Here is a 25785-nt window from a genome sequence, read left to right as displayed (position 1 = left end):
AATGAATTTATCGTGCATATTTATCCTTTAACTGCTGGTTTTTTCTCTACCTTTTCCTTTCCGATAGACAACATATTTGCAAAGAGTTTATAGGCTCCTGAAACTCCTGAGGGCAACTCTCTAAAAAAGCTTAGTCCAGTATAGATGTAATTTCCTTTTCCGTAGGGAGCAACTAAAAGGCTTCCCTTTTTAGCAGATTCGCCGTTATCTTTCATTGATAGGATAGGTGTAAAATCATTGCTCCATTCGTTTGGAAAATAAAGGCCTCTTTCTTGCACCCATCCCTCAAAATCTTTCTCCTCTATTACGTTGGGGAAATTGACTAGGGCATGGTCTTTAGCCAGGATTTTTACTTCAGAATTCTCATCAGTTACCCTGTCTCTTGATAATTTTAAATCAAATGGCGCGATATTATTAAACTGCTTGTCCCATCTGCCCGAAGTGTTATATTGCACGATAAGGTTTCCACCATCCTTCACATAATCTAATATAAAACGTTGTTTGAACTGCAATTCTTTAACCACATTATACCCACGAATTCCAACGACTATCGCATCAAATTTATCTAGACTGCCGGCTTGTATAGAGTTGGGGTCAACGGTAACGACATTATACCCAATTTGCTTCAAGCTAGTTGGCACATCGTCGCCAGCACCCATAATATAACCGATGTTTTCGCCTAAACGTTGAATGTCTAAACGAACTACTTTCGCTTCTGCGGGAAGCAAAACCGATTGCGTTGGCACGTGGTCGTAGGCTATTGTTACTAACTCTTTAGTGATTTGATTCCCATCTATTTTTATAATTGGAGAAATATAACTCTCATCTTCATTAGCTGGGGGAGTAAGTGTAAATTGTATAATTTGTTCATCACCTTTCTTGGCAATTTCAAAGGGTTTAATTTCTTGGTCAACGGTCCATCCTTTGGAATAGCAAAATTGCACATCTCCATTTACATTGTTCTTATGTGCCTTTACGGTAATTGCTATTTGCTTGGGTTTTCCATCTGCAAAAATCACGACCTTGTCATCGAAACGTGCAGTGGCTTCAGGAAGTACTTCAAACGGACGGTACAATTCCCCTTTATCGTTTCGCGCGTATTTGTATACTACAGGTTTTTGAAATGTAATTTCATAGCCGTCAAAGTCTAAGACAAAATTCGCGTGGAAAGCTCTTGGAGTTTCGGGTTTGCCAATTAAACTTTTGTTTTCCACTTTATACATACCCAAGCTACCTTTTTCATTAAGCCAATACGGACTTGTGAAATTAGTGGCTTCAGGAATCTCGAGATTGAACTCAAAGTTGTGTTTTTTGTTGTTTTCTAAAATAATAAGCGGTTCAAGACCTTCATCAAGCCCAGAAATTCCTATTAATTTTAAAGTAATATTAGCGTTACTGCGATTTAAGACATCAACATTTATTTTGACAGCATTACCAGGATTGGCTATTGCCGCATCCGCAGAGGCCTCTAGATAAAGCCCAGTGACGGATTGAATAATAGCCTCTATCTCTCCAAGTTTGATGGTTTTCCAATGCACATCGCTTAACGAACTTATAAGTTTATGTGCTTCCAATAGTTGAGGAAGGTGTTTCGAGGGGTTTGTAAAATCAAAGTCCGTTTCTACCTCAGTAAGAATAGTCCCGATGGCCGCTCCACCCGCAACTCGCGACCAAGTGGTATTGATGCCATCAAAGATGTTTGATTTATCCTTTGGAAAATCACCTTTTAAAAATTCGATATATTCATTTTCACTTCCTCTAGATGTAATTCTTCCAAAACCTTGACATAAATGTTGGCTGCTTGCCCAAGAAGCTATTTCGTTATTGGATACACCTAAAGTAGGGTAGAAGACGCCTACGTCCATATTCATTAATTTGGATTTATCCGCTTTTTCAAACTTTTCCCTACTCCCGTAAAACCACCAAGAGGTATTGAAAAATAGTCGTTTCGGTTGCCAGACTTCAATTGTGGAAAGTTGTTCAGGATATGCTTGTGGGTTGTTAACTAAATCAAAAGCCTCAAAACTTAGCATAGCAGATGAAGTATGATGACCATGTGTTGAACCAGGTGATCGGTGATCGAAACGATTGATAATAACATCGGGTTTGAATGTTCGGATAATCTGAACCACATCACCTAGAACTTCTTCCTTATTCCAGATTTTTAGGGTTTCGTTTGGATGCTTTGAATATCCAAAGTCATTCGCTCGACTAAAAAATTGCTGTCCCCCATCAACTCTTCTTGCCGCCAAAAGCTCTTGTGTACGCAAAACACCAAGTAATTCCCTTAATTCAGGACCAATTAAGTTTTGTCCTCCATCGCCGCGTGTTAGTGATAAATAGGCAGTTTTTGCCTTTACATTGTTCGATAAATAAGATATTAACCGCGTATTCTCATCATCAGGATGTGCAGCCACATAAAGGGCTTTTCCTAAGAAATTGAGTTTTTGAATGGAATGATATATTTCAGCTGAAGTCCCTTTTTTGGGTGCTTGAGCAAAAACGATTTGTAAAGAAAATAGGAGGGAAACAACTACTACTAGGTATTGACGCATCATTATGATTGTAAGTTGGCTCTCAAAGATAAACAGATAAAGAGCGATGAAATGTTATTTTAGAACTTCTTTAACAAATCAGACGGAATCTGGGCCATCGTCAGCTTTAATAGGGGTTTCAATAAGGACAATAGCTTTTTGAAGCATCATGTTATTTGGATATGTAATTAATTCTCCACTATGTCTTCTCAAATGCACATGGAAAGCTTTGATATCTTCAATGATAAAGATATTTTCATTCTCGTTTTGCTCATCAAGAATTTCTTTATCCAAAATTCGTATGTGGTCACCTATTTTAAATGGAAATGAAAAGAACAGTATGACTCCTGAAGTAACGTTACTTAAAATTGACCATTGTGCAAAAAGGGCAACACCAATTACCGCAAAAACAGAAGAAAACAATAGGCCTAAATCTTGAAAATTAACACCCCAGATAAAGATTAATGCACCAATGCCTAAAAAGTTGAGAATGGCATATACATATTTCGTAATTAGTAGGGTTCGGGCTTCTGCGATACCGCTTAGACGGCCAATACGTCGAACCGTCTTACTTCCAATAAAACGGAATACCAAAAGAACAAGGATGATGGAGAAAGTCCAAATTAGCTGCTTTTGATTCTCAATAAAAAAATCTTCCATAAATTAAAGCCCTAAACTATCGCGTAAAGGTAGAAATTTGTTGCTGTTTTTTCGCCAATAGGGACTCTTAATGGTCTTTAACTTTGTGCCAGTTGAAGTAAGCATTTTTGCCTTAGGGCCATACCCATCTTTATAACTATCCGACCAACTTTCAATGCTGTAAGGAAAGGAAGATGTGAAGTTGATTGCAAGAGTGCGATTTAATTCTTTGTACTCAATTATGTATGAAGTTATTCCATCTTTTTTGATTGAACTAACAATTGCGTCATAAGGCTTTAACTCTTTATGAGTCAATCTAATATACTCCAATGAAGGAATAATTTTAAGATTGCCTTTCGGTAAACCTTCAGGATTGATTCGAATCTTGTTCCAAAGCTCATTTTCGAGTACGGTTTTATCTATATTATACTTACTATCACTTTCAGATTCAAAATATGAATGTGATATAATTTCGAAATCAGCTCTGTTATTTAACTGTGCGTAAACTTGCCCGCACCATTCCTGTGAGGAAAAGGAAACCTTTATCGCATGACTATGGTCATGAACCGGATAAAAACTACTACTCATAATTGAGTAGGGATAGATGCCTGTTAGGTAGTTCTTCGTGCTATTTAGCTTTAAAACTGGAATATTATCGGAGTTATTATCATCTGCTTTGACCTGTTTTTGGTTGTGGAAAGGTTCCGTCACATATATCAATACGGAATTTCCTTCACGAATTTCCCCATACCGGGCTTGTTCAAGTTTATACGATGTAATTTCTGCTTCTCCAGCGTACCAATATTGCTTGAACTCATCTGATAGAGGTCTTTTCACGACTTCTGTCTCAACCTCTGTATTCATTGCCAAATCATTTTTCTGCTCAACGTTCTGTTCTTTGCATGATTGTGTAAACGTGACCAAAGCAATAGCGACAAAAAGACTGAGTCCTGATTTAATTAATGTTTTCATAATGCTTTTTCTTTTTATAAAGTTACTCAAAACCAACTAGCTCACCATCTCTATTAAGGTTTTGTAGACCAAATGCGTTGGTAGTCCAACTACATTGGTATATGAGCCTTGTATTTCTTCAATAGCAATGTGGCCAATCCATTCTTGAATGCCATATGCCCCTGCTTTATCAAAAGGTTTGAAAGTATTGATATAAAACCAAATTTCATCATCTGTTAGTTCTGCAAGCCTTACTTTAGTGATATGATGTACTGTTTTCTGCTCTTTGGATGTGGTAAAAGAAACCGAAGTAATCACTTCATGCCAATTACCGGATAAGGTTCGTAGCATTTGAAAAGCCTCATTTTCATCAGATGGTTTTGCTAAAGATGCCTCATTGTGCCAAACTACCGTATCAGAGGTGACCAGTATTTCATTAGATTGTAGACTGCCTTTAAAAGCAGATGCTTTTAGCCTTGCTAAATAATTGGAGATTTCACTCCCTTGTAATTCTGGAGGATATATTTCTTCAACGGTTTTCAACCGCACCTTAAAATCTAAGTGTAATTCCTTGAAAAACTGCTGTCTTCTCGGTGAATTAGAAGCCAGGATGATTTTATAATCGGATAATATGTTTTGAAGCATTTTTATTCTTTGTCTGCCGTCTATTTTTAATCATTTGAAGCACTGTAGTTGCTATGCCAATCACCTCGGACCTTCAGCACCTGCTCAATAACATCCCGAACACAAGCGTCTCCGCCATTTCTGTGCGATACATACTTGGCCACTTCCTTTACTTCTGGAATCGCATCTTGCGGGCAAGTAGGTAGACCAACTATTTTCATCGGTGGAATGTCAGGCATATCATCTCCCATATAAAGTACGTTTGCTGGGGCTATTCCCCGTTTAGATAAATATTCATTTAGAGGTTTTTCTTTATGATGCGCGCCTAAGTAAATATCGGTAACTCCCAATCCAGCTAATCGTAATCGTACTCCCTCGTTAGTGCCGCCTGTGATGATACAGATATTATATCCTTTTTGCAATGCTGTTTTAAGGGCGTAACCATCTTTGACGCTCATTTTGCGTAGCATCTCACCTTCGGAGGTAATTAGTAGTGTTCCATCCGTGAAAACTCCGTCTACATCAAAAACAAAAGTGGTGATGTTCTTTAAGTCTTCTTTATAGCTTTTCTCCATACGTTTCTTTGATTGATTTGGTTAGTATCTGGTAGACCTCTTTATGTGTCTTGTTATTTAATTGCTCCAAATGTTTTTCAATAGTCATCATATCCTTACGTTTTGCCGGACCTGTCTGTGCTTCAAGGGGGGAGAGGGCATCCAATTTTTGAGCTGTTTCGGCAATAAGCGGTTTAAGAATATCGAAAGGAACTGCATTTTCTTTGCAAATTTCCTTTCCTATTTGGTAGATATGGTTGGTGAAGTTATTAACGAAAACAGCTGCTAAATGAAGTGATTTTCGTTGTTCGGAAGAAACTTCATAAACAGATTCTGAAATAGACTCGCCTAATTTTTGTAGCAACTCCAAATTCTCTTTTTTTTCTGCCTCAATGCATATGGGAATTGTTTTGAAATCTACTTTTCTTCCTGGGGAAAAGGATTGCAATGGATAAAAAACACCTTTTCTAACCCCTTTTGGCAGTGCGTCTATTGAGACACTTCCCGAAGTATGAACAATAATTTTTTTTGAATTCACGAGCTTTTTTGATACAGTTTCTATGGCATCATCAGTTACAGCAACGATATAAATATCAGGTTGTTCTAGTTCAGGCTCACCTTTGTCATGCTTAGATGACATTTTTAGTGCTTTTGACAAAGAATCTCCACGACTTGATATCACCTTAATCACTCCAACGTTTTCTGTTTTTGAAAATACCTGTTGCAGATGTTGAGAAACAGTGCCCGTGCCAACAAGAGTGACTTTAATCATACTACGAAATTAGGAATTAGATGATAATCTTGTGGTTTTCTAGGCGAAGTATTTTTTGAGCCTCTAACTTTTTTATACTTCGAATAACCGTCTCAACTCTTAAACCCGTGAGTTCCGCAATCTGCTGTCTGGTTAAATCGACTGCAAATTCTTTAGCGCCACTTTTACCCTTCAAATAGTTGAGAATAGTCAAAATACGATGTTTCGGTGGGTGTATGGATACTTCCTTCCCAATAATAGCTTTATAGGCAAGTCTATTGCAGAGTAGGCCTGTAAAAGCTAAATGAATATCGGGGTTCTCTCTTAGAAGAGCAATAAACTGTTCTTTTGTAATTCTTAAGAGTGTAGTTAGCTTAGTGGCAATAGCTCCTGCGGGATAATTAAAACCTCCCAATAATGGAGGCTCACCGAAGCTTTTCCCATCACCAAAAATACCTTGAACAAATTCTTTCCCCTCCTCCGTGATATTATACATTTTCACTTCTCCAGAACTTATTTGATAATAGAAGTCAGCACGTCCATCTTCATTAAAAAGAACTTCACTCTTATTGAGAACTATTCGCTGAGCTCCATATTCTAATAACAAATCTTCTAATATCATAAACGGGTATGATTCAAATCATAAATTCAAAGTAGCCTTGTACAATAGCTTTGTCTTTAAATTCTAAAAGTACAAAGCTATGAATGTTTACAACAACCTATTAAGCAGTTTTCAATCCTCATATATGCTAATGATACCTTTATCAATTGTTTTGCAGAGTTGTTTGGGCTCTATAGCTGCATTATACATTTTAATGGGTAAAAGCCCTTATTTATTGCCACAATTGGCATTGTGTATTGCAGTGACTATGATGTATAATGCTTCAGTTTTAGCACAATTAAGATCAAGTATTGTTTTTAGATTTTTAATACTAAGCATTTTGGTAAATATTTTGTTGCTCATAACCGCTTAATCTACATAACCATAAGCTATGAAAAAGGAAATTACAGATAGAGAAGATGTCTTTGATTTGGTAGAAACATTTTATACTAAGGTGAGGTCAAATGAACTTTTAGGACCAATTTTTGAAAACCATATTGATGATTGGCCCAAACACTTGGATCGATTAACTGATTTCTGGGAGACCAATTTATTTTTCATCCGAAAATTCAAGGGAAACCCATTGCTCAAACATCAAATTGTTGACGCGGGAGCAGGATATTCTATTGATGAACACCACTTTGGAGTATGGTTAAACCTCTGGTTTGAAACGGTGGACCAATTATTCAAAGGTGAAAAGGCAGCTACTGCCAAAAATAGGGCGCGCAGTATGGGTACATTCTTTCATATAAATCTATTTAAAGCGCGCCCAGAAAATTCTTAAAACAAAGAATTAAGCACAAGAAACGGTAACATCATGTCTATGGCTACTGTCCCGCGATGATTCTATCTGTATTGTTTTCGAACTTTTCAATGTGGTGAAATTTGCAGCCGTAACCACGATAGTATGGTTATGGCCTGAAGAACCTTGAATTGAGTACGATTTTTCCGTACCTGCATCTATATCAGCCTTTGATACAGTCAATGTATGACCGTGATTGCTTGAAATGGCGGTGGCGTTTGCACCGTTAGCTAGACAATCCGTAGCAGTTGGGTCTTCGATAGGAGCTACATCGGTGCTATCATCGTTAGAGCATCCAATTAAAGAATAGGCGGGAACAGCCACTAAAACCGTTCCTGCAGCTTTTTTGATAAAGGTTTTTCTGTTCATCTTAAAAGAATTTTTTGGGTTAATACGATGTGTTGATTGCTAAGTGGTTAACTAATAGTCTCTAGAATTCTTAAAACTTACTTTTTAAACGCTTAAAGACCTATTGATATTTTATCAAATGATTAACAAAGTTGTTTAACTTTTAAAGCTCCCGTATAACTACAAAAACCATAAAAAGTTGGTATTTTTGCATCCTGAAAACCAATACGTCCTCTGATGACAGAATTGCTTAAGAAATTTTTCTTTTCCACCCGTTTAATGGCTGTCTTATTTATAGTTTTTGGTGTCGCCATGGGAATCGGGACTTTCGTTGAAAGTAAATACAGCACAGAAACCGCTCGAATTTGGATTTACAATGCCTGGTGGTTTGAGGCTATAATGGTCTTTTTTGTTATCAACTTCCTCGGCAATATGTTCCGTTATCGATTGTTCCGATGGGAAAAATGGCCTGTACTTACTTTGCACCTTTCCTGGATTCTCATCATTATTGGAGCCTTTGTAACAAGATATATCAGCTTTGAAGGTATGATGCCCATACGCGAAGGAAGCTCAGAGAAGGTTTTTTATTCAGATAAAACCTTTTTGACAGCTTTTGTTGACGGGGAGATTGATGGGCAACCCAAAAGAAAAGTTCTGGAGGACGACTTAATCGTTACCCCTGAAGCCTTGAAATCTAATTTGCCATGGAATTCAGATTATAATGGACAAAACTTTACAGTATCCTATGTTGATTTTATAGCGGGAGCTAAAGAAGGATTGATTGTCGATGAAAACGGAAAAGAATTTCTAAAGATAGTAGAAGCGGGTAGTGGTCAGCGCGAAGAGCATTATTTAGAGAACAATAAAGTAAACAATGTACACAACGTGCTTTTTGCTTTGAACAAACCGACAGATGGTGCAATAAATCTATTTACGACAGATTCTACCTATCAAATAAAATCTCCTTTTGAAGGAAACTTTATGAGAATGGCGGACCAATTTCAAGGCCAGGTCGCCAAAGACAGTTTACAGGAGTTTCAGCTTCGTTCACTTTACAATATGGCCGGAATGCAGTTTGTGATTCCTGAACCATTGGTAAAAGGTTCGTATGGTGTAGTCGAAATTCCAAAGGAAGAAATCACTGAACAAAGTCTTTCGGCATTGGTGGTTGAAGTTTCATCTAATGGTGAAACGGTTCAAAAGAAACTTTTGGGTGGCAAGGGGACCTCGAATTTTTCCGATAAGTTCTCCGTTGGGGGATTAGATTTCTCTCTTTCATATGGTTCTAAGGTTTACGAATTGCCCTTTAGTATTAAACTCAATGATTTTATTGCGGAGAAATACCCAGGTACTGAAAAGGGCTATGCTTCTTTTATGAGTAAAGTCACTTTAGAAGATGAACGTCCTTTTGACTATGACATTTTTATGAATAATATTCTAGACCATAAGGGATATCGATTTTTTCAATCCAGTTTTCATCCTGATGAAAAAGGCACCGTGCTTTCTGTCAATCATGACCAATGGGGAACATGGATTACCTATTTGGGATACTTCCTTCTCTATATTGGTTTAATGGGAATTATGTTCTTTGGAAAAACCAGATTTAAAGACTTAACGCAAGCATTAAACAAATTAAAAGCTAAAAAAGCAGCACTAACCATTGTACTGCTATTAGGTTGCTTTGTTTCAACAACTGCTCAAGACCATACTGCAGATGATGGTCATGATCATAATAATGGACTCCCAACACAGTCGCAAATAGATTCTATATTACAAACTACGATTGTTTCAAAAGAACATGCCGAAGCCTTCGGCAAGCTGATAATACAAGATGAGGGCGGTCGGATGAAGCCCATAAATACCTTTTCCTCAGAATTACTGCGAAAGTTAAGTTTAAATGACAAGTTCGGGAATATGAATTCCGACCAAGTTTTTCTCTCAATGATGCTCAATCCACCCGCATGGTATAATGCAGAATTTATTGCTGTAGATAAAAAAGGAAAGAATGATAGTATTCGCAATGTACTAGGGATTCCCAAAGGGCAAGAGTTTATAAAAGCTACTGATTTTTTTAATGAGAAAGGGGAATACAAATTATCTCAATTTTTAGACGATGCCACTACGGCACTTGCCCCAAATAAGTTCCAACAGGATTTAAAAGATGCTAATATCCGTTTGAGTCTTTTAGATCAAGCATTAGGAGGCAAGATTATCAAAATTTTCCCTTTGTTGGATGATGAGAACAATAAATGGATTTCCGCAGTGGAATATCGTGGAGGTCAGTACCAGGTTTCCGATTCTCTTTATGGTAATTTCATTAAAAATGCAGTACCGTATTATCTGATGTCTCTTAGAAAAGCAATTAATACAGGTGAATACGCTCAAGCGGATAAGCTTTTGGAAGCATTTAAAAAGAACCAACAAAACCATGGTAGTGAAGTGTTGCCTTCTGAAAATAAAATCAATACGGAGGTAATTTATAACAAATTGGGAATTTTCAATTTGCTTTATCAACTGTATGCCCTTGTTGGTGTATTACTATTTTTTGTTTTAATCTTCCAAATTTTTAAAGAACGCGAAATCTGGAAGGCCGCTTCTTACGTATTAAAAGGAACGATTATAATACTTTTTCTTTGGCATACAGCAGGTTTGATTTTACGTTGGTATATTTCAGGTCATGCACCTTGGAGTGATGCATATGAAAGTATTCTTTTTGTGTCATGGGCAACCATAGGCATGGGAATGTTGTTCTCAAAAAAGAGTACAATGACACTTGCTGCGGCTTCTTTTGTAGGATCTATGTTGCTTTTCTTTGCACATCAAAATTGGGTGGATCCGGCCATAGGTAATTTGGTCCCAGTTTTAGATAGCTATTGGTTGATGATTCACACCTCTGTAATCGTGGGTAGTTATGGCCCATTAACCGTAGCAATGATTTTGGGTGTGGTTAGCATGCTCTTAATGATTCTAACAACTAAAAAGAACAAAAAACGAATGGAGCTCAATTTGAAAGAATTGACCATCATCAACGAGTTGTCAATGACCGTTGGACTAATTATGCTGACCATTGGTAATTTCTTGGGGGGGCAATGGGCCAATGAAAGCTGGGGTCGATATTGGGGTTGGGACCCCAAGGAAACATGGGCTTTAATATCCATTATGGTGTATGCCTTTGTTATTCATACACGATTGGTGCCAGGCTTACGCGGCAGATGGACCTTTAACTTCTTGAGTGTTTTAGGATATCTAAGTATTATGATGACCTATTTCGGGGTGAATTATTATTTAGTAGGTCTTCACAGTTATGGTCAAAGCGGAGCTGCGGCTGTAACTCCTGATTATGTGAAATATATTGTACTTGGTATTTTGATCTTGGGCGGAATTAGCTTCTGGCGCTACAAGGCCAACTATTCCAAAGCATAGCAATTGTCCATCTTCTTATTCGATGTACTTATCCAGCTTCGGAAGGAGATTGCCAAATACGTATCCGAAACCGATACCAAAGAAAATTCCTGTGATTACATCTAAAGGGAAATGCACTCCGATATAGATTCTGCTATAGCTTACTAAAAGTGCCCATAAACCTATAAAAAGAACAAAAGATTTAGTTTTTTTTCCGAGAAGTATTCCGAAAAAGCAGGCAAATGCACATGAATTCGCGGCATGAGCCGAGAAGTATCCATACTGGCCACCACAATAACTCTTTACAACTCTCATTACCTTACTAATCTCGTAATGGTAGCATGGTCTTAACCTAGCGATATTATTTTTAAAAAGAATAGACAATAGCTCGGTACAACCAAGTAATAAAATCGCCAAACCAATAATAAGTGCTGTCTTCCTCCATCCAAAGAATCGGTAGGAAAGGAAAATTACCATTATGAGCAAGGGTATCGTAATTAGACTTAGAGTTCTAGAGATATATAACCAAAAACCATCCCATAAGGGCGTCCCCATGCCATTGAGGTGTAAGAAAAGCTCTTCATCGATTCTAAACAGTTCCTCCAGCATATTTCAATTCATAAAATCGGAAGCAATTCCCATAAGGATTATATCATTAAAACCTCGCGGTTATTCCAAGTCTACTTGGAGCAAAATTCAGGTTCCAGCTTACTTTTTTAGTTTTTTGATTGTATTTTTCATTATACCGATAATCGAGATATCTATCGATGGATTCAACTGTAAAAATACTGATTGCTATGCCCAAAGCAACATCTGTAAGCCAATGTTTTCCATCCCATAATCTTGAAATACCTGGTACTAATCCTACTGTGTAGATTCCTGCTTTGATCCAGGGGTTTCTAAATTGCTTCGCAATGGCATAGGCGTTTGTAAAAGCTAGTATTGCATGACCTGACGGAAAGGAATGAAATTTTTTGTCCGCTGTAAAAGGGTCAAAGGTGTCCTTTGTTTTTCCACTTTCTGGGCGTGCTCGCCCTACAACGGATTTGGCCAATTGCTGTAACAATCCTGCTGAGGTAGCGGAGGATATCAATAAGACACCCGTACGTCGCAATTTTTCATTTTTACTTAACAACCCCACGACATAAAATCCTCCGGTAAACATATAATTATACTGTGGACTGCCAAATTCATTCCCATAATCTCGAACAAACAGGGGAATGCCCTCTTTCTGTCGAATGGCAAATTGGGAAGTTTCCTTGTCAAAAAGATATAACAAGGTTGTTCCCCCTACAATGGCACCGAATGTGCCCCATTGTTTGCCTTTCCAGTGTAATGGTCTTGTATATGAATACCCTACACCACCAAAAATACTCGCAAAATCATATTTGAAATTATTCCAGTTTGTTTCTGGTATGCCTACGGTATCCTGGATGGAAAGAGGAGCCAAACTTTGACTTTGAACACTAAAAAAAATGCTTAAAAACAAAATTAAAATACACAGCGATTTGTTGGTTTTAACAAAATTCCGATTGCTCATAAGAAGAAAAGGTTGCATTCGTTGTTCGATACTTAGTTAAGTGGAGCGCTAAAGATATAAAACATTTAAAGGAGTGATTTTGACTTTCAACCTACTTCGAATTTAGTACCCCAACCTTATATAAGGGATAGTAGTATTGTTAAATTATTGTCTAAGAACTTCATGTTTAAAATAATTTCTGCATCTTTACACCATCATGAAGTTATAAGAATTATGTTTTTTATAGATGTCATAGGGCTCTCGCCCCAAAAGTAACCGTCCTTTTGTCGTACGGTTTGACACTATTCCTACTCTTTTTCTCACATAATTCTTTTCATAATGACACAATCCAATACACTTACACTTAAAAAGTTATACCAATATTTTATCCAAGCCATAACGGGCAAGGAAAACGAGTTTACTACTGGAAGCATTCGCAAAGCGATATTCATGCTTTCCATTCCCATGATTTTAGAAATGATGATGGAATCTATATTCGCCATTGTCGATATAGCCTATGTCTCACAAGTAAGCGTGAATGCTGTTGCTACAATCGGCCTAACTGAATCCATTATTACTTTAGTTTATGCAGTAGCCATTGGTCTAAGTATGGCGGCAACCGCAGTAGTTGCCCGTAGAATTGGCGAAAAAGATGTTCAGGGAGCAAAGGAAGCCGCTGTACAAGCCATTGCGCTTGGCGTTGTGGTTTCTATTATTGTTGGGGTTTTAGGCTTTTTATTCGCGAAAGAGATACTAGCGTTGATGGGTGCTGAACCCGAACTTATCGCTGAAGGCTATGGTTACACACAACTCTTGATTGGAGGTAATATCACCATTCTCTTGCTATTCTTGATCAACGCGATTTTCCGTGGGGCAGGAAATGCTTCTGTGGCTATGTGGACCTTAGTTTTGTCTAATGGATTAAACATTATTCTTGACCCGATTTTTATCTTCGGATGGGGACCTGTCCCTGAGTACGGGGTAATGGGAGCTGCTATTGCTACAAACATTGGTAGGGGTAGTGCTGTTCTTTTCCAGTTGGCAATTTTGTTCTTCGGATGGAGTACCATTCAAATTAAGTTTAAAGATATCGTTATTCGCATTAAAGTAATGATGAACTTAATCAAGGTTTCTTTAGGGGGAATAGCCCAGTTTCTAATTGGAACTTCTAGCTGGGTTTTTCTAATGCGAATGATGGCTGAATTTGGCAGCGAGGTACTTGCGGGGTATACGATTGCGATTAGAATTATGCTCTTTACCCTAATGCCTTCTTGGGGAATGAGTAATGCAGCCGCAACCTTGGTAGGACAGAACCTCGGCGCCAAAAAACCAGACCGAGCGGAAACTTCCGTTTGGAAGACCGGAAAGTACAATGCCTATTTCATGGGAATTGTTTCAATCATTTACCTTTTTTTTTCGCATGACCTTGTAGGATGGTTTAATGATAATCCCGTAGTAATTGAAAATGGAGGACTTTGTCTTCAAATTATCGCCATAGGATATATTTTCTATGCTTACGGAATGGTGGTTACTCAAGCTTTCAATGGAGCAGGGGATACTGGTACTCCAACTAAGATAAACCTGGTTGCCTTCTGGATGTTTCAATTGCCTTTTGCCTATTTGGCAGCCATTACTTTTGAACTTGGTGCCATGGGGGTTTTTATTGCCATTACAGCCGCCGAGGTTCTCTTGGCCATTGTATCCATAATTTGGTTTAAAAAAGGAAATTGGAAAAAGGTTCAAGTCTAATCGATTTTAGTAACTTTATCACAATAAATTGATAACGATGGGCAAGACGAAAAAAGGGCTAAATACTATTTGTACTCATGTGGGAGAGATAGTTGATGAGAAGTTCAAAGGTGCCATTTCTCCTTTGTATATGAGCAGTTCCTATGCGTTTGAAGATGTTGATGTGAAACGATATCCAAGATATTTCAACACACCAAATCAAGAGGGGCTTGCCAAAAAAATCGCAGCTTTAGAGCATGCGGAGTCCGCATTGATATTTGGAAGTGGAATGGCTGCTGTAAGTACAGCTTTAATGGCTTTCCTTCGTGCTGGAGATCATATCGTTCTGCAACAGACCTTATACGGAGGTACATACAATTTGGTAACTGAGGTATTTGATAAATATGGAATATCATATTCTTTTACTGAAGGATGGAAACCTGAGGATTTTGAAGCAAAGATTCAAGATAATACCAAAGTTATTTATATTGAAACTCCATCGAATCCTTTATTGACTATAACAGATTTGGAAGCCATTGGGAAACTTTCCAAGACAAACGGAATCGTTTCGATGATTGATAATACTTTTGCCAGTCCCGTAAATCAGAACCCCATTGATTTCGGAATTGATGTGGTCATCCACAGTGCAACAAAATATATGGGTGGACATTCCGATATCTGTGCAGGTGCAGTAGCGGCTAAACAGGAGCATATTGAACGTATATTTCAATTAGCAAAGAATTTTGGAGGAAGTCTAAGCGATTATACGGTTTGGCTCTTAGAACGCAGTATAAAAACAATGGGGCTACGGGTGAAGGCGCAAAATACGAATGCACAACGAATGGCAGAATACTTATATAACAACGAAGATATTGAATCTGTATATTATCCTGGGTTACCTTCGCATCCTGAACATGAATTAGCAAAATCTCAAATGAATGGTTTTGGAGGTATGCTTTCCTTTGAATTGAAAGAAGTGTTCGATGCCCAAAAGTTTAGAAAATCCTTACAATTAATAAAATCCTCAATGAGTTTAGCGGGAGTTGAAAGTACACTTATCTCACCTGCTGAGACTTCCCATGCGTTGATGAGCGCAGAAACAAGAGCAGAACAAGGTATCAAAGACGGATTGATTCGCTTTTCGGTTGGTATTGAAGAACCTGAAGACCTAATTGCCGATATTGAACAAGCGCTGCATAAAGTAAGGTCGACTGAGTCAGTTACGACTCACTAGTCTGAATAGAAAAATCCAAGTAAACCATCCAAAGAAAAACACATATGAAATTAGATATATTGGCTTTTGGTGCTCACCCAGACGATGTTGAATTAGGAGCAGGAGCAACTATAGCTAAGGAAATTTCCCTGGGAAAAAAAGTTGGAGTTGTAGACTTAACAAGAGGAGAACTAGGTACTAGAGGTTCGGCCGAAATTAGGGACAGGGAAGCAGCGCATTCCGCAGAAATTTTAGGACTTTCAGCCCGAGAGAACCTTGCCTTTGCAGATGGATTTTTTGTAAACGATAAAGTCCATCAAACCGAGGTTATTAAGATGATACGAAAATATCGTCCAGAGATTGTGCTTTGCAATGCGATTGACGACCGACATATAGATCATCCGAAGGGAAGTAAATTAGTTAGTGAGTCTTGTTTTCTGAGTGGATTGATAAAATTCGAAACCAAATTAGATGGAGCTTTACAACAAGCATGGCGGCCAAAAAGAGTATACCATTATATTCAATGGAAAAACTTGGAACCAGATTTTGTTGTTGATGTAACCGGTTTTATTGATAAAAAGGTGGAATCAATCCTGGCCTATAGTTCCCAGTTTTTTGATCCAAAAAGCGATGAGCCTGAAACACCGATTAGCAGTAAAAACTTTATTGATAGTGTGACGTATCGAGCAAGAGACTTGGGAAGATATATAAATACGGAGTATGCCGAAGGTTTTAATACAGAACGATATCCTGCGGTAAAAGGGTTGGATGACCTTATCTAGCTAGCTTGTTGAAATGTTTTTTTAGCCTTAGGGACAGTGAAGTAAAAACATGTGCCTTTTCGCAAAACACTTTCAACCCAAATAGTACCATTGTTATTTTCCACCATTTCTTTACATAATGATAATCCGAGTCCGGTACCTTTTTCATTTTCTGTACCGTAGGTAGTTACATTTGAATTTTTAGCGAAAATCCTATCTCTGGTTTCTTCGTCAATACCAACACCAGTATCCCGTACGGATACTTCCCAATGATTGCTCTTTTCTTTAGCATCAATAGTTACCATTCCATTCTTAGGAGTAAACTTCAAAGCATTACTCATTAAATTACGAATGACAATGTCAATTTGGTCGGCGTCGGACCAGGCCAAAGTATTTTCCCCTAATTGACTTATCATCTTAATAGACTTGTTCCCAGCTATTTCGGACAATAGATTAACATTATCCTTTACCAAATTTTCTAAGGAAACTACCGTGGGTTGGGTAATGGTACCATTCATTTGAGTTTGCCCCCATGAAAGTAAGTTATTTAGTGTGAAAGAAATATTATCAATATCAGTTCTAAGTTTTGGAACAAATTGTAAAAATTCAGTTTGATTGATTTCCCCATTCTTTAGGAGTTGCAGTAAACCTTGAAAAGCGCCAATAGGTCCTCGTAAGTCATGGCCAATAATTGAAAACATCTTATCCTTTGTTTCATTGATGGCCCTGAGTTCTATTTCATTCTTTTCAAGATCCGCTTTCTTGGTATGCAATTCTTTATTGAGATTTTTTTGAATCTTCTCATTTCTTCTGACCAACAAGGTAATCACTGCAAGAATCAATAAGAAAGCAAGAGAAGCATAAACATAGTTTTTTTGCTTTGCTAAGGCCTTCTCATTTGCTTCAATAAGGCTTTTCTTTTGTTGCTCATGATTCATTTTGGTTTTTAACATTAAAAGATTTTTCTCACTACCATTCTTGGCAATAGTGTCTGAAAGTCTTTGAAAGAGTTCATGATAACTCAAGGCATTAATATAATCCCCTCTTTTTTTACTTACCCTATACAGAATTTCAGCGCTCTTCTGAACTCCATTATTTTCATTGAGTCTTGATGAAATTTCCAATGCTGACAAAGCATATTTTTCAGAGATACTATCTTTTTTTAATCCAATGTTAGCTTCGGCTATTCCATTTAATAGGCTAATTTCGCTCCTTTCATCTTCAACACTTTTGGTATGTAGCGATTGGCTTTGATTATACCAAAATATGGCCCATTTGTATTTGCCTTGTTTGAGATAGGTTTTACCCTTGACCTCGTATCCAAATGCAAGCCAGTCCATTAATTCGTGTTTTTCGAAAACTGCTATACTGGTAGTTATGTGGTACATGGCATACTCAAGATTACCCATATCTGCATAGGTATCTGCCATATTACTGGTAGTAAAGGCAGTTAAAACTTCATCGCCAATCTCCTCGTTTAGTTTTTTTACAATTTTAAAATATACGAGAGCCTGTTCGTAATCCCGTTGATCTGCATATAGAAGCGCGATATTTTCGTTAAGCACGGCAAGCATGTGTTTGTTATCCGCATCTGTTGCTATTTCAATTCCGGTTAAATATTCCTCAAGTGCTTGAGCATAGTCTCTGTGGAAAGTGAACTGATTTGCTAACTGATTCTGAGCCCCGAGTATAAGATCGGTTTTCTTTGTTTCATTAGCGATTTCCAAAGCTGCTTTGTAGTTCTGAATAGCTTTTTCATGGTTGCCTTTATCCGAATAATAATCTCCAATATTACCTAAAGCTACTATATGGCCCCTAGTATAATTGATGGTCTTGCTATGGTTAAGAGCTTGTTCAGCAACTCTTAGTAGACTGTCTGCTTTATAAAACCGAAGATTTTGACCAAGTTTATTCAAAAGGTCAACTTGAACAGAATCCTTTTCAGTCAACCCTTTATTTGATTTGTTTTTTTGAAGTAACTCAACTATACTGTCCCTGACATTTTGTTGACCATTAGAAATATTTGAACACAAAAAAGCCCCCAATATGAAAACAAAAAATATTTTCGCAGAGTTGTTCGAAGACAAAGAGTTGATTTTGGTCAAATTCATTCAAACTAGGTTAAGTCGGAAACATAAAAGTAAACTATAGCACTAAGGACGAATAATTTATGTTGTGAAATGGTTTAAATAAGATGTAAGACCGTGATATCATGTATTTTGCATAGTTTTTTCGGCGCATACATATTTGGAGTAAACGTCAGTTTATTTTTCTTGTGGAAGATGTAAAAACCTCTAAAACGCTAATTTAAATTGGGACTTCGGAAGCTTCAGCTTATAATAATTCTTTTTAGAAGGTTTCTTTTGAAAGATCAATTAAAAAAAATTACCTTTGCAATCGCTTACAAATGGTGGTTGTAGCTCAGCTGGTTAGAGCGCTGGTTTGTGGTACCAGAAGTCGCCGGTTCGAACCCGGTCTTCCACCCTGAAATAGGTAAAAGTCCTCGCAGTAAAATGTGGGGACTTTGTTTTTTACACTCTCAGGAGTAGGGTGAGAAGCCTGTGCCAAACGGAGTCGAGGTGAACCCGGTCTTCCACCCATAAATACAAGCCTTATCGATATCGATATGGTTTTTTTTGATACCATAATTCAGGCCGGTTTTTAAAAGTAAAAAAGCCCCGTATTTCGCAGGGCTTTCAAAACTAAATTCAAAATATTCCTATTTACCAGCCTTGTCGACGATAACACGCTGCTCTCTATTTGCGACTTCCCAAGCGGTGTGGAAGACCAATTGTGTTCTATTCTGAAGTAAATCATAGTTTATTTTATCGGGCGTATCCGTTGGTCTGTGATAGTCATCGTGGGTTCCGTTGAAATAAAAAATAATCGGAATATTGTTTTTTGCAAAGTTGTAATGGTCGCTCCTATAATAAAAACGATTTGGGTCATTCTCATCATTATAGGTATAGTCCAATTCTATATTCATATACTTCGAATTGACTTCTTCAGAAAGCTCATGTAAATCAGTACTCAGCTTGTCAGAGCCTATTAAATAGATATAGTTTCTATCTCCCTCACGTTTGGGATCGATTCGTCCAATCATATCGATGTTCAAATTGGCAACCGTATTTGCCAAAGGTAGTAAAGGTTCCACATCAGTATAGTACTGAGACCCCAGAAGACCTTTTTCTTCACCTGTAACGTGTAAGAATACAATAGAACGTTTAGGACCGTTACCTTCGTCCGCAGATTTTTTGAAAGCCTGAGCAATTTCCAGAAGGGCTACTGTGCCTGAGCCGTCATCATCTGCTCCATTATTAATTTCCCCATCGGCATTGACCCCTATATGGTCTAGGTGAGATGAAATAACTACATATTCTTCCGGTTTTTCAGAACCTTTCAGAATTGCCACCACGTTTTCGGAACTCACTTCATTATTAGTACTCTCAACTTTAAAATCCAATTTAGTCTCTACTGCTTTTGGATTATTATGGGTTTCGATTTCAGGGTATAGGGATTTTGCAAATTCAGAGTCAATAAAGAAACTTGCAAATGCATCATTTTGACTTTCCGATAAACTCATGTTGCCACTATCGGCGCTCTTCATATAATCAAACCTACTTTTAAATCTTGGGTAGTTCACTTGGTCAAAATATAGAATTCCTTTTGCGCCCTTATCTTTGGCCAATTTTATTCTTTTGCTTAAAGATTCTGAAATGTTGCTCCATAAAGATTTTGAACTTGTTCCAGATAGCATATAAGTTCCATCTTCATTCAAAGGTTCCCCAGCTTTCACCAAAACATATTTATCAGTAACATCAATACTGGAGTAGTCAGAATAATCACCATCTTCGATACCAAATGCACCATAAACAATAGCTTCATTAGTATCAACTGCCTGAGAAAAAGAAACAATATGCTCGCCTACCGTATACTCGGTTCCATTTAAGATTACTTTTCCAGACGGCACTTTACTTATTTCCAAAGGGACCTTCTGAAAGTAATCTCCATCAGATTTGACAGCAGGAATTCCCATTTTTTGATACTGCGCCTGAAGATATGCGATAGCCTTTTTCTGACCAGGTGTGCCTGTTTCGCGACCTTCATATTCATCAGAGGCATAAATGTACAGGTGTTCTTTTAATTCAGCCTCGGTAATAGTTTCCGCATAGGTCGTAGGACTAACGACCACAGCTTGCACTTGAGTTGTTTCTGTTACTGTTTTTTGGGACGTATTGCAGGATATTGCAAATGCAAAGCTGCAGAGAAGAATTCTTTTCATTTGAGAGTTTTCTTGAGTTAGAAATCCTCCAAAAATAGTGAAAACTTAAGGAACCAAGATACTTAATCAAGTAACACTTTTTTCATTAACTTGGCTATAGATGATTTAATTCAGATTAAGGACCTTAAACATGAAGAAAACTATAGTATTCTCACTTTCTCTTCTACTATGCCTAATAGCTTGTAAGGAAGAAAAAAAGGACGAGGTAGTAACCTCAACAACAGTAGCTTTAAAAACCAAAATTTCACCAAAAGATTTTGAAGGAATTGTAGAAGGGGACTCGGTTAAATTATATGTGCTGACCAATAAAAATGGATTGGAAGTGACTTTCACTAATTACGGGCAGCGGGTAATTTCCTTACATGTTCCAGATAAGAATGGAAAATTTGAGGATGTAGTTCTTGGATACGCTACGCTTGATGAATATCTGAATAGCCCAAGGTCATTTTTTGGATCAATTGTGGGGCGCTATGGAAACCGTATTGCCAATGGAAGTTTTAGTATTGGTGAAAACACCTATTCCTTAGCAAAAAACAATAATGGGAACCATTTACATGGAGGCGATAAAGGCTTTGAGAGTGTTGTTTGGAAGGTCGACAATGCAACTTCAAATAGTATCGATTTTTCAAGAACTTCCCCAGATATGGAAGAGGGTTATCCGGGTAATTTGGATATTAAAGTTTCATATGCTTTAACTGATGATAATGAATTGAAAATCAAATATCAAGCTACAACTGATAAGCCTACAGTGGTAAACCTGACGCATCATTCCTTTTTTAATTTGAAGGGAGAAGGCAATGGTGATATAAATGACCACGTTTTGATGATTAATGCGGATGGCTACACACCAGTGGATGACGGACTTATTCCCACTGGTGAAATTGACAAAGTTGCGGATACTCCTTTCGATTTTACTAAACCAAAGACAATTGGTGTAGATTTAGAAGAGGATTTCGAACAACTCAAAATGGGAAATGGGTATGACCATAATTTCGTTTTAAATGATACTCCAAAAAATGATGATGGACTTGTCCTTTGCGCAAAAGTTTTGGAGCCAATTAGTGGAAGAACCATGGAAGTATTCACAGATGAACCTGGAGTTCAATTCTACGGAGGAAACTTCATGGACGGCACAACTATTGGAAAAAGTGGTAAACCCTATGTCTTTAGAGGTTCTTTTTGTCTAGAAACCCAACATTTTCCGGATTCTCCAAATAAACCGGATTTCCCAAGTACACTTTTAGAGCCAGGAGAAGTCTACACTTCAAATTGTACCTACAAGTTCGGAGTATCAGCAGAGTAATCTTACTGGTTTCTTAGATTTAAAATGGCTTTTTTGTATTGCGAAGGAACCACACCTTTCGAAGCCTTAAATTTTCGATTGAAGTTCGATATTGACTTGAAACCAGAACGCTCTGATATTTCCGCGATTGATAAGTCAGTTTGATTTCTTAAAAGTTGACTTGAATGTTCTATCCGTAATTCTATCAAAAATTGAAAAAAGGTTTTGTCCGTACGTTGCTTAAAGAACTTACAAAAGGCATTCGGTGTCATATGAACAAGACTTGAAACCTCGTCCAACTTTACTTGTTCATGGAAATGGTGCAGTACATAATCAAAAACTATTTGCATTCTATTTCCTGCTAGATTCCCTATTTCTTTTGGGTAGGTAAAGCTTGTCAACGAACTCTTTTCGGCATTCACTAAGTGCTGCAACAATTCAATGAATAAAACAACTCTGGTAGTTTTAGAGACCTTCGGAATATCAAGAAATATCTCACCGATGTCATGCTTTTTTGATAATACCTGGAACCCCTCTCGTACCAAATCAAAAAATGGTTTAATTTCTGAAAGGTCGGGAATAGTAAAAAACTCTTTTCCAAAAGTATCCGGGGTAAAGAATAGTGAAATCATTTGAACATGACCCTGTTTCTCCTCCGTTTTAAAAAGATGAGGACAGTTCGAACCAATAGCGAAAATATCCCCGCTTTGAAACTGATGTACACTATCACCAATGACTAATTTACCAAATCCCTTTACAATCTGACTAAGTTGTATTTCATTGTGCTGATGTAGTTTGTTGTAAAATCCTTTTACTCCATCAACTTGAATGATCAGGTTTTCATTTAAGGGTTTAACAATTTGAAATGGTTGTACTTTCATAGAGTTCAGATATGGGCATATTTTATGCTATAATATTTAAAAATATTCAATATTTAGATAATATAATCTCATTTTTGGATAAAATGAAAGTAACCATTCATGGTTTTTTCAAATTATTTTTGTTCGAAATTATAAACGCAATACAATGAAAGTAGAATGGAAAGGTGTCATGCCGGCAGTTACCACGAAATTTAACGAGGATGACACCCTTGATCTAATTATGTTCGCCAAAAATATAAGAGCTCAAATAGATGCTGGAGTGCACGGTATTGTGCTTGGGGGCTCGTTAGGAGAAGCTAGTACACTATTGGCAGAGGAAAAAAATGTCCTGATCAGGGAAACTGTTCAATTGAGTGAAGGAAAGATACCCGTTGTTATGACTATTGCTGAACAAGCAACAAAAGTTGCCATAGCCGCGGCTTCGGATGCTCACGAGAATGGGGCCGATGCCTTAATGATTTTGCCGCCGATGCGCTACAAATCAACGGATATTGAAACAGTACAGTATTTTAAAGATATTGCTTCTAGTACGGATCTTCCAATTATGATTTACAATAATCCGGTTGATTATAAAATTGAAGTTACCGTTGATATGTTTGAAGAGTTGCTTGAACTTGACAATATTACAGCTGTAAAGGAATCTACGAGGGATATTATTAATATTGGTAGGTTGCGAAACCGTTTTGGAGAGCGCTTAAGTATTTTAACCGGTGTTGACCCATTGGCGCTTGAGAGTCTTTTTATGGGTGCCGATGGTTGGGTCGCTGGCTTGGTGTGTGCATTTCCTGAGGAGACGGTTGCCATTTATGAATTGGCAAAGGCTGGTCGCCCAAAAGAAGCAACTGAAATATACCGCTGGTTCTTACCTTTATTGGAATTGGATATTAGTCCGCAATTAGTACAGAACATTAAATTAGCCGAAGTAGCCACCGGTATAGGTACTGAAACGGTTAGAAAACCAAGGCTAAATCTCTCAGGTGACGAGCGGAAAAGAGTATTAAAAGTCATCGAAGAAGGACTCAAAACACGGCCTATTTTACCTGACTATAAATCATTTTAAAAAATGCTTGAAATTAGACCCAGTTGTGAAAATTGCAATAAATCATTGCCGTTTGATTCTGATGATGCTATGATTTGTACATTTGAATGTACTTTTTGTACAACCTGTGTTGAAGATATATTGCTCAAAGTTTGTCCGAATTGTGGAGGAAATTTTGAAAAGAGACCTATCCGACCTAAGGAATTATTGGAGAAGTATCCGGTATCACAAAAAGTGGTTCACAAACCTGTGGACGTAGAAGCACATTTAAAAAGAATTCAAGAAAAATGATTACAGGAAAAAACTATGTTGGTAACAGATTAACAGGGAGCGGGACCAAAACCTATAGAACGTTTAATCCCCTCTTGAATATTGAAAACGAGAACGAATTCATCGAGGCAAGTACTGAAGAAATCAATGAGGCTGTATTCCTAGCTTCGGATGCCTACATCACATACAACCAAAAATCAGGAAAGGAAAAAGCTACGTTTTTAAATGCCATTGCTGATGGTATACTTGCTTTAGATGATACTTTGATTAAAACCTATTGCTCCGAATCTGGATTACCCGAAGGAAGGGCAAAAGGCGAGCGTGGAAGAACAGTTGGCCAATTGAGAGCTTTTGCGACACTAGTAGAAGAAGGTTCTTGGGTAGATGCGACAATTGACACGGCCATACCAGATAGGGAGCCTACGCCCAAGGTTGATTTACGTAAAATGCTGGTTCCATTAGGACCTGTTGTTGTTTTTGGTGCCAGTAATTTTCCATTGGCTTTTTCAACGGCGGGTGGTGATACCGCGGCAGCTTTGGCGGCAGGATGTCCAGTAATCGTTAAATCACACCCCATGCATGCAGGTACGAGTGAACTGGTCGCATCTGCAATTATCAAAGCGGCCAAAGTCACAGGTATGCCTAATGGCGTATTTTCGAATTTAAATAGTAGTGGTATCGAGGTCGGAGTGCAACTTGTAAAACATCCTATGGTGAAAGCAGTTGGATTTACAGGAAGTATCAGAGGAGGAAGAGCACTATTCGATTTGGCGGCACAACGTGAGGAGCCCATTCCTGTTTTTGCGGAAATGGGAAGTATAAATCCAGTTATTATGCTTCCGGGAGCTCTTTTGAATAGAACCCCAGAATTGGCAAAGATGTATGCAGGTTCTATTACAGCGGGTTCCGGACAGTTCTGTACCAAACCAGGCTTACTGCTGGGAATTAAAGGAGAAAGCCTCACAAACTTTATCAATACCTTATCGGAAGAAATTATAAAAATAGAACCTTCATGTATGCTTCATCCAAATATTATTGGGACATACGAAAAGAACAAGAAATCTGCGATTGACCAATCGGGATTAGTAGTGGCCGCTGAATATGGTTCCGAAGTAAGTGTAAACCATGCCAAACAGACTATTGTAACTGTAGAGGGACATACCTTTTTAGAAAACATAAAATTGCATCATGAGGTTTTTGGTCCGTTTTCAATGGTTGTGCAATGTGAAGATGCGGCAGAACTACAAAATATTATTTCAAATTTGGAAGGACAGTTAACAGGAACTATCATTTCTGATGATAATGAAATTACAAAATACCCTCATGTAATTGCTACACTTCAAAATAGGGTAGGGCGTATTATTTTTAATGGAGTTCCTACGGGAGTTGAAGTTTGTCCATCTATGCAACATGGTGGCCCATATCCCGCATCTACCGATAGTCGCTTTACGGCAGTCGGTACACAGTCCATTAAAAGGTGGGTACGACCCTTTAGTTTTCAAAATTGGCCAAATGATCTATTGCCTAATGAATTGAAGAATGCAAATCCGTTAGGAATTTCTAGATCTGTTAATGAGAATCAGACTTTTGATGCTATCTAATTT

At 37.7% G+C, this 25785-nt stretch carries 22 protein-coding genes and 1 tRNA gene; 10 read left to right on the top strand and 13 right to left on the bottom strand.

The annotated features are described in order from the left end of the window. Positions 1–20: 20 nt before the first annotated feature. The 7 genes from FEE95_RS13700 to FEE95_RS13670 all read right to left on the bottom strand — a co-directional run bounded on the left by FEE95_RS13700 (position 21) and on the right by FEE95_RS13670 (position 6675). Entirely contained in the window at positions 21–2555 is a 2535-nt protein-coding gene (locus tag FEE95_RS13700; protein ID WP_138658610.1) for a PIG-L family deacetylase, read from the bottom strand. Between the two features lie 78 nt (positions 2556–2633). Further along, complete coding sequence (locus FEE95_RS13695) at positions 2634–3194, bottom strand: mechanosensitive ion channel domain-containing protein (RefSeq protein WP_138658547.1); 561 nt, start codon at positions 3192–3194, stop codon at positions 2634–2636. Positions 3195–3197: 3 nt separating this feature from the next. Next, positions 3198–4145, bottom strand: coding sequence for a septum formation inhibitor Maf (locus FEE95_RS13690; protein WP_138658546.1), 948 nt, complete (start codon positions 4143–4145; stop codon positions 3198–3200). Between the two features lie 36 nt (positions 4146–4181). Then, on the bottom strand, positions 4182–4769 hold the full coding sequence (locus FEE95_RS13685; protein ID WP_138658545.1) for a Maf-like protein: 588 nt from the start codon (positions 4767–4769) through the stop codon (positions 4182–4184). Positions 4770–4795: 26 nt separating this feature from the next. Beyond that, a complete protein-coding gene (locus FEE95_RS13680; protein WP_138658544.1) occupies positions 4796–5323 on the bottom strand; it encodes a KdsC family phosphatase in 528 nt (175 codons plus the stop codon). Continuing rightward, positions 5307–6074, bottom strand: coding sequence for a Rossmann-like and DUF2520 domain-containing protein (locus FEE95_RS13675; protein ID WP_138658543.1), 768 nt, complete (start codon positions 6072–6074; stop codon positions 5307–5309). Before FEE95_RS13675 ends, FEE95_RS13680 begins: the two co-directional genes overlap by 17 nt. Positions 6075–6090: 16 nt before the next feature. Next, entirely contained in the window at positions 6091–6675 is a 585-nt protein-coding gene (locus tag FEE95_RS13670) for a Crp/Fnr family transcriptional regulator (RefSeq protein WP_138658542.1), read from the bottom strand. Between the two features lie 370 nt (positions 6676–7045). Between FEE95_RS13670 and FEE95_RS13665 the strand changes: the two genes are divergently transcribed. Further along, complete coding sequence (locus tag FEE95_RS13665; protein WP_138658541.1) at positions 7046–7438, top strand: group III truncated hemoglobin; 393 nt, start codon at positions 7046–7048, stop codon at positions 7436–7438. Between the two features lie 9 nt (positions 7439–7447). On the opposite strand, the gene FEE95_RS13660 is transcribed toward FEE95_RS13665, so the two are convergent. Next, the gene (locus FEE95_RS13660) at positions 7448–7825 is read right to left on the bottom strand and encodes a hypothetical protein (RefSeq protein WP_138658540.1); all 378 of its coding nucleotides are present in this window, start codon (positions 7823–7825) and stop codon (positions 7448–7450) included. A gap of 216 nt (positions 7826–8041) precedes the next feature. On the opposite strand from FEE95_RS13660, the gene FEE95_RS13655 reads away from it, so the two are divergent. Continuing rightward, positions 8042–11227, top strand: a complete 3186-nt coding sequence (locus tag FEE95_RS13655) for a cytochrome c biogenesis protein CcsA (RefSeq protein WP_138658539.1) — start codon at positions 8042–8044, stop codon at positions 11225–11227. A 15-nt stretch (positions 11228–11242) separates the two neighbouring features. Here FEE95_RS13655 and FEE95_RS13650 read toward each other — a convergent pair whose 3' ends face one another. Further along, complete coding sequence (locus tag FEE95_RS13650) at positions 11243–11815, bottom strand: phosphatase PAP2 family protein (RefSeq protein ID WP_138658538.1); 573 nt, start codon at positions 11813–11815, stop codon at positions 11243–11245. Positions 11816–11861: 46 nt separating this feature from the next. Then, positions 11862–12656, bottom strand: a complete 795-nt coding sequence (locus FEE95_RS13645) for a phosphatase PAP2 family protein (protein ID WP_238474575.1) — start codon at positions 12654–12656, stop codon at positions 11862–11864. A gap of 408 nt (positions 12657–13064) precedes the next feature. Here FEE95_RS13645 and FEE95_RS13640 point away from each other — a divergent pair, with 408 nt between their 5' ends. The 3 genes from FEE95_RS13640 to bshB1 are packed head-to-tail and all read left to right on the top strand — an operon-like array spanning position 13065 to position 16448. Continuing rightward, positions 13065–14474 (top strand): MATE family efflux transporter, encoded by a 1410-nt coding sequence (locus FEE95_RS13640; protein WP_138658536.1) that lies wholly within the window; start codon positions 13065–13067, stop codon positions 14472–14474. 37 nt (positions 14475–14511) lie between these two features. Next, a complete protein-coding gene (locus FEE95_RS13635; protein WP_138658535.1) occupies positions 14512–15687 on the top strand; it encodes a trans-sulfuration enzyme family protein in 1176 nt (391 codons plus the stop codon). Between the two features lie 44 nt (positions 15688–15731). Next, complete coding sequence (gene bshB1 / locus FEE95_RS13630) at positions 15732–16448, top strand: bacillithiol biosynthesis deacetylase BshB1 (protein ID WP_138658534.1); 717 nt, start codon at positions 15732–15734, stop codon at positions 16446–16448. On the opposite strand, the gene FEE95_RS13625 is transcribed toward bshB1, so the two are convergent. Further along, positions 16445–18538, bottom strand: a complete 2094-nt coding sequence (locus tag FEE95_RS13625; RefSeq protein ID WP_138658533.1) for a tetratricopeptide repeat-containing sensor histidine kinase — start codon at positions 18536–18538, stop codon at positions 16445–16447. The two genes, bshB1 and FEE95_RS13625, sit on opposite strands and share 4 nt — an antisense overlap. A gap of 298 nt (positions 18539–18836) precedes the next feature. Between FEE95_RS13625 and FEE95_RS13620 the strand changes: the two genes are divergently transcribed. Then, positions 18837–18912 (top strand) — tRNA-His (locus tag FEE95_RS13620). Between the two features lie 234 nt (positions 18913–19146). Here the strand turns inward: FEE95_RS13620 and FEE95_RS13615 are convergent. After that, positions 19147–20709, bottom strand: a complete 1563-nt coding sequence (locus FEE95_RS13615) for a M28 family peptidase (protein ID WP_138658532.1) — start codon at positions 20707–20709, stop codon at positions 19147–19149. A 130-nt stretch (positions 20710–20839) separates the two neighbouring features. Here FEE95_RS13615 and FEE95_RS13610 point away from each other — a divergent pair, with 130 nt between their 5' ends. After that, entirely contained in the window at positions 20840–22012 is a 1173-nt protein-coding gene (locus FEE95_RS13610) for an aldose epimerase family protein (protein WP_138658531.1), read from the top strand. A 2-nt stretch (positions 22013–22014) separates the two neighbouring features. On the opposite strand, the gene FEE95_RS13605 is transcribed toward FEE95_RS13610, so the two are convergent. Then, positions 22015–22872, bottom strand: a complete 858-nt coding sequence (locus FEE95_RS13605; RefSeq protein ID WP_138658530.1) for a helix-turn-helix domain-containing protein — start codon at positions 22870–22872, stop codon at positions 22015–22017. Positions 22873–23017: 145 nt separating this feature from the next. Here FEE95_RS13605 and FEE95_RS13600 point away from each other — a divergent pair, with 145 nt between their 5' ends. Genes FEE95_RS13600 through FEE95_RS13590 form a run of 3 tightly spaced genes read left to right on the top strand, consistent with a single transcriptional unit; the run spans position 23018 to position 25782 of the window. Next, positions 23018–23932 carry a dihydrodipicolinate synthase family protein gene (locus FEE95_RS13600; RefSeq protein ID WP_138658529.1) on the top strand — a complete coding sequence of 305 codons (915 nt, stop codon included), beginning with the start codon at positions 23018–23020 and terminating at the stop codon, positions 23930–23932. A 3-nt stretch (positions 23933–23935) separates the two neighbouring features. Beyond that, positions 23936–24202, top strand: a complete 267-nt coding sequence (locus FEE95_RS13595; protein ID WP_138658528.1) for a DUF1272 domain-containing protein — start codon at positions 23936–23938, stop codon at positions 24200–24202. Continuing rightward, entirely contained in the window at positions 24199–25782 is a 1584-nt protein-coding gene (locus FEE95_RS13590) for an aldehyde dehydrogenase (NADP(+)) (RefSeq protein WP_138658527.1), read from the top strand. Before FEE95_RS13595 ends, FEE95_RS13590 begins: the two co-directional genes overlap by 4 nt. Positions 25783–25785: the final 3 nt, after the last annotated feature.

Source organism: Maribacter algarum (ex Zhang et al. 2020), assembly GCF_005885635.1.
GTDB lineage: Bacteria > Bacteroidota > Bacteroidia > Flavobacteriales > Flavobacteriaceae > Maribacter_C > Maribacter_C algarum.
The sequence above is the reverse complement of the archived record's forward strand: the minus strand, read 5'-3'. Positions and strand labels throughout refer to the sequence as shown.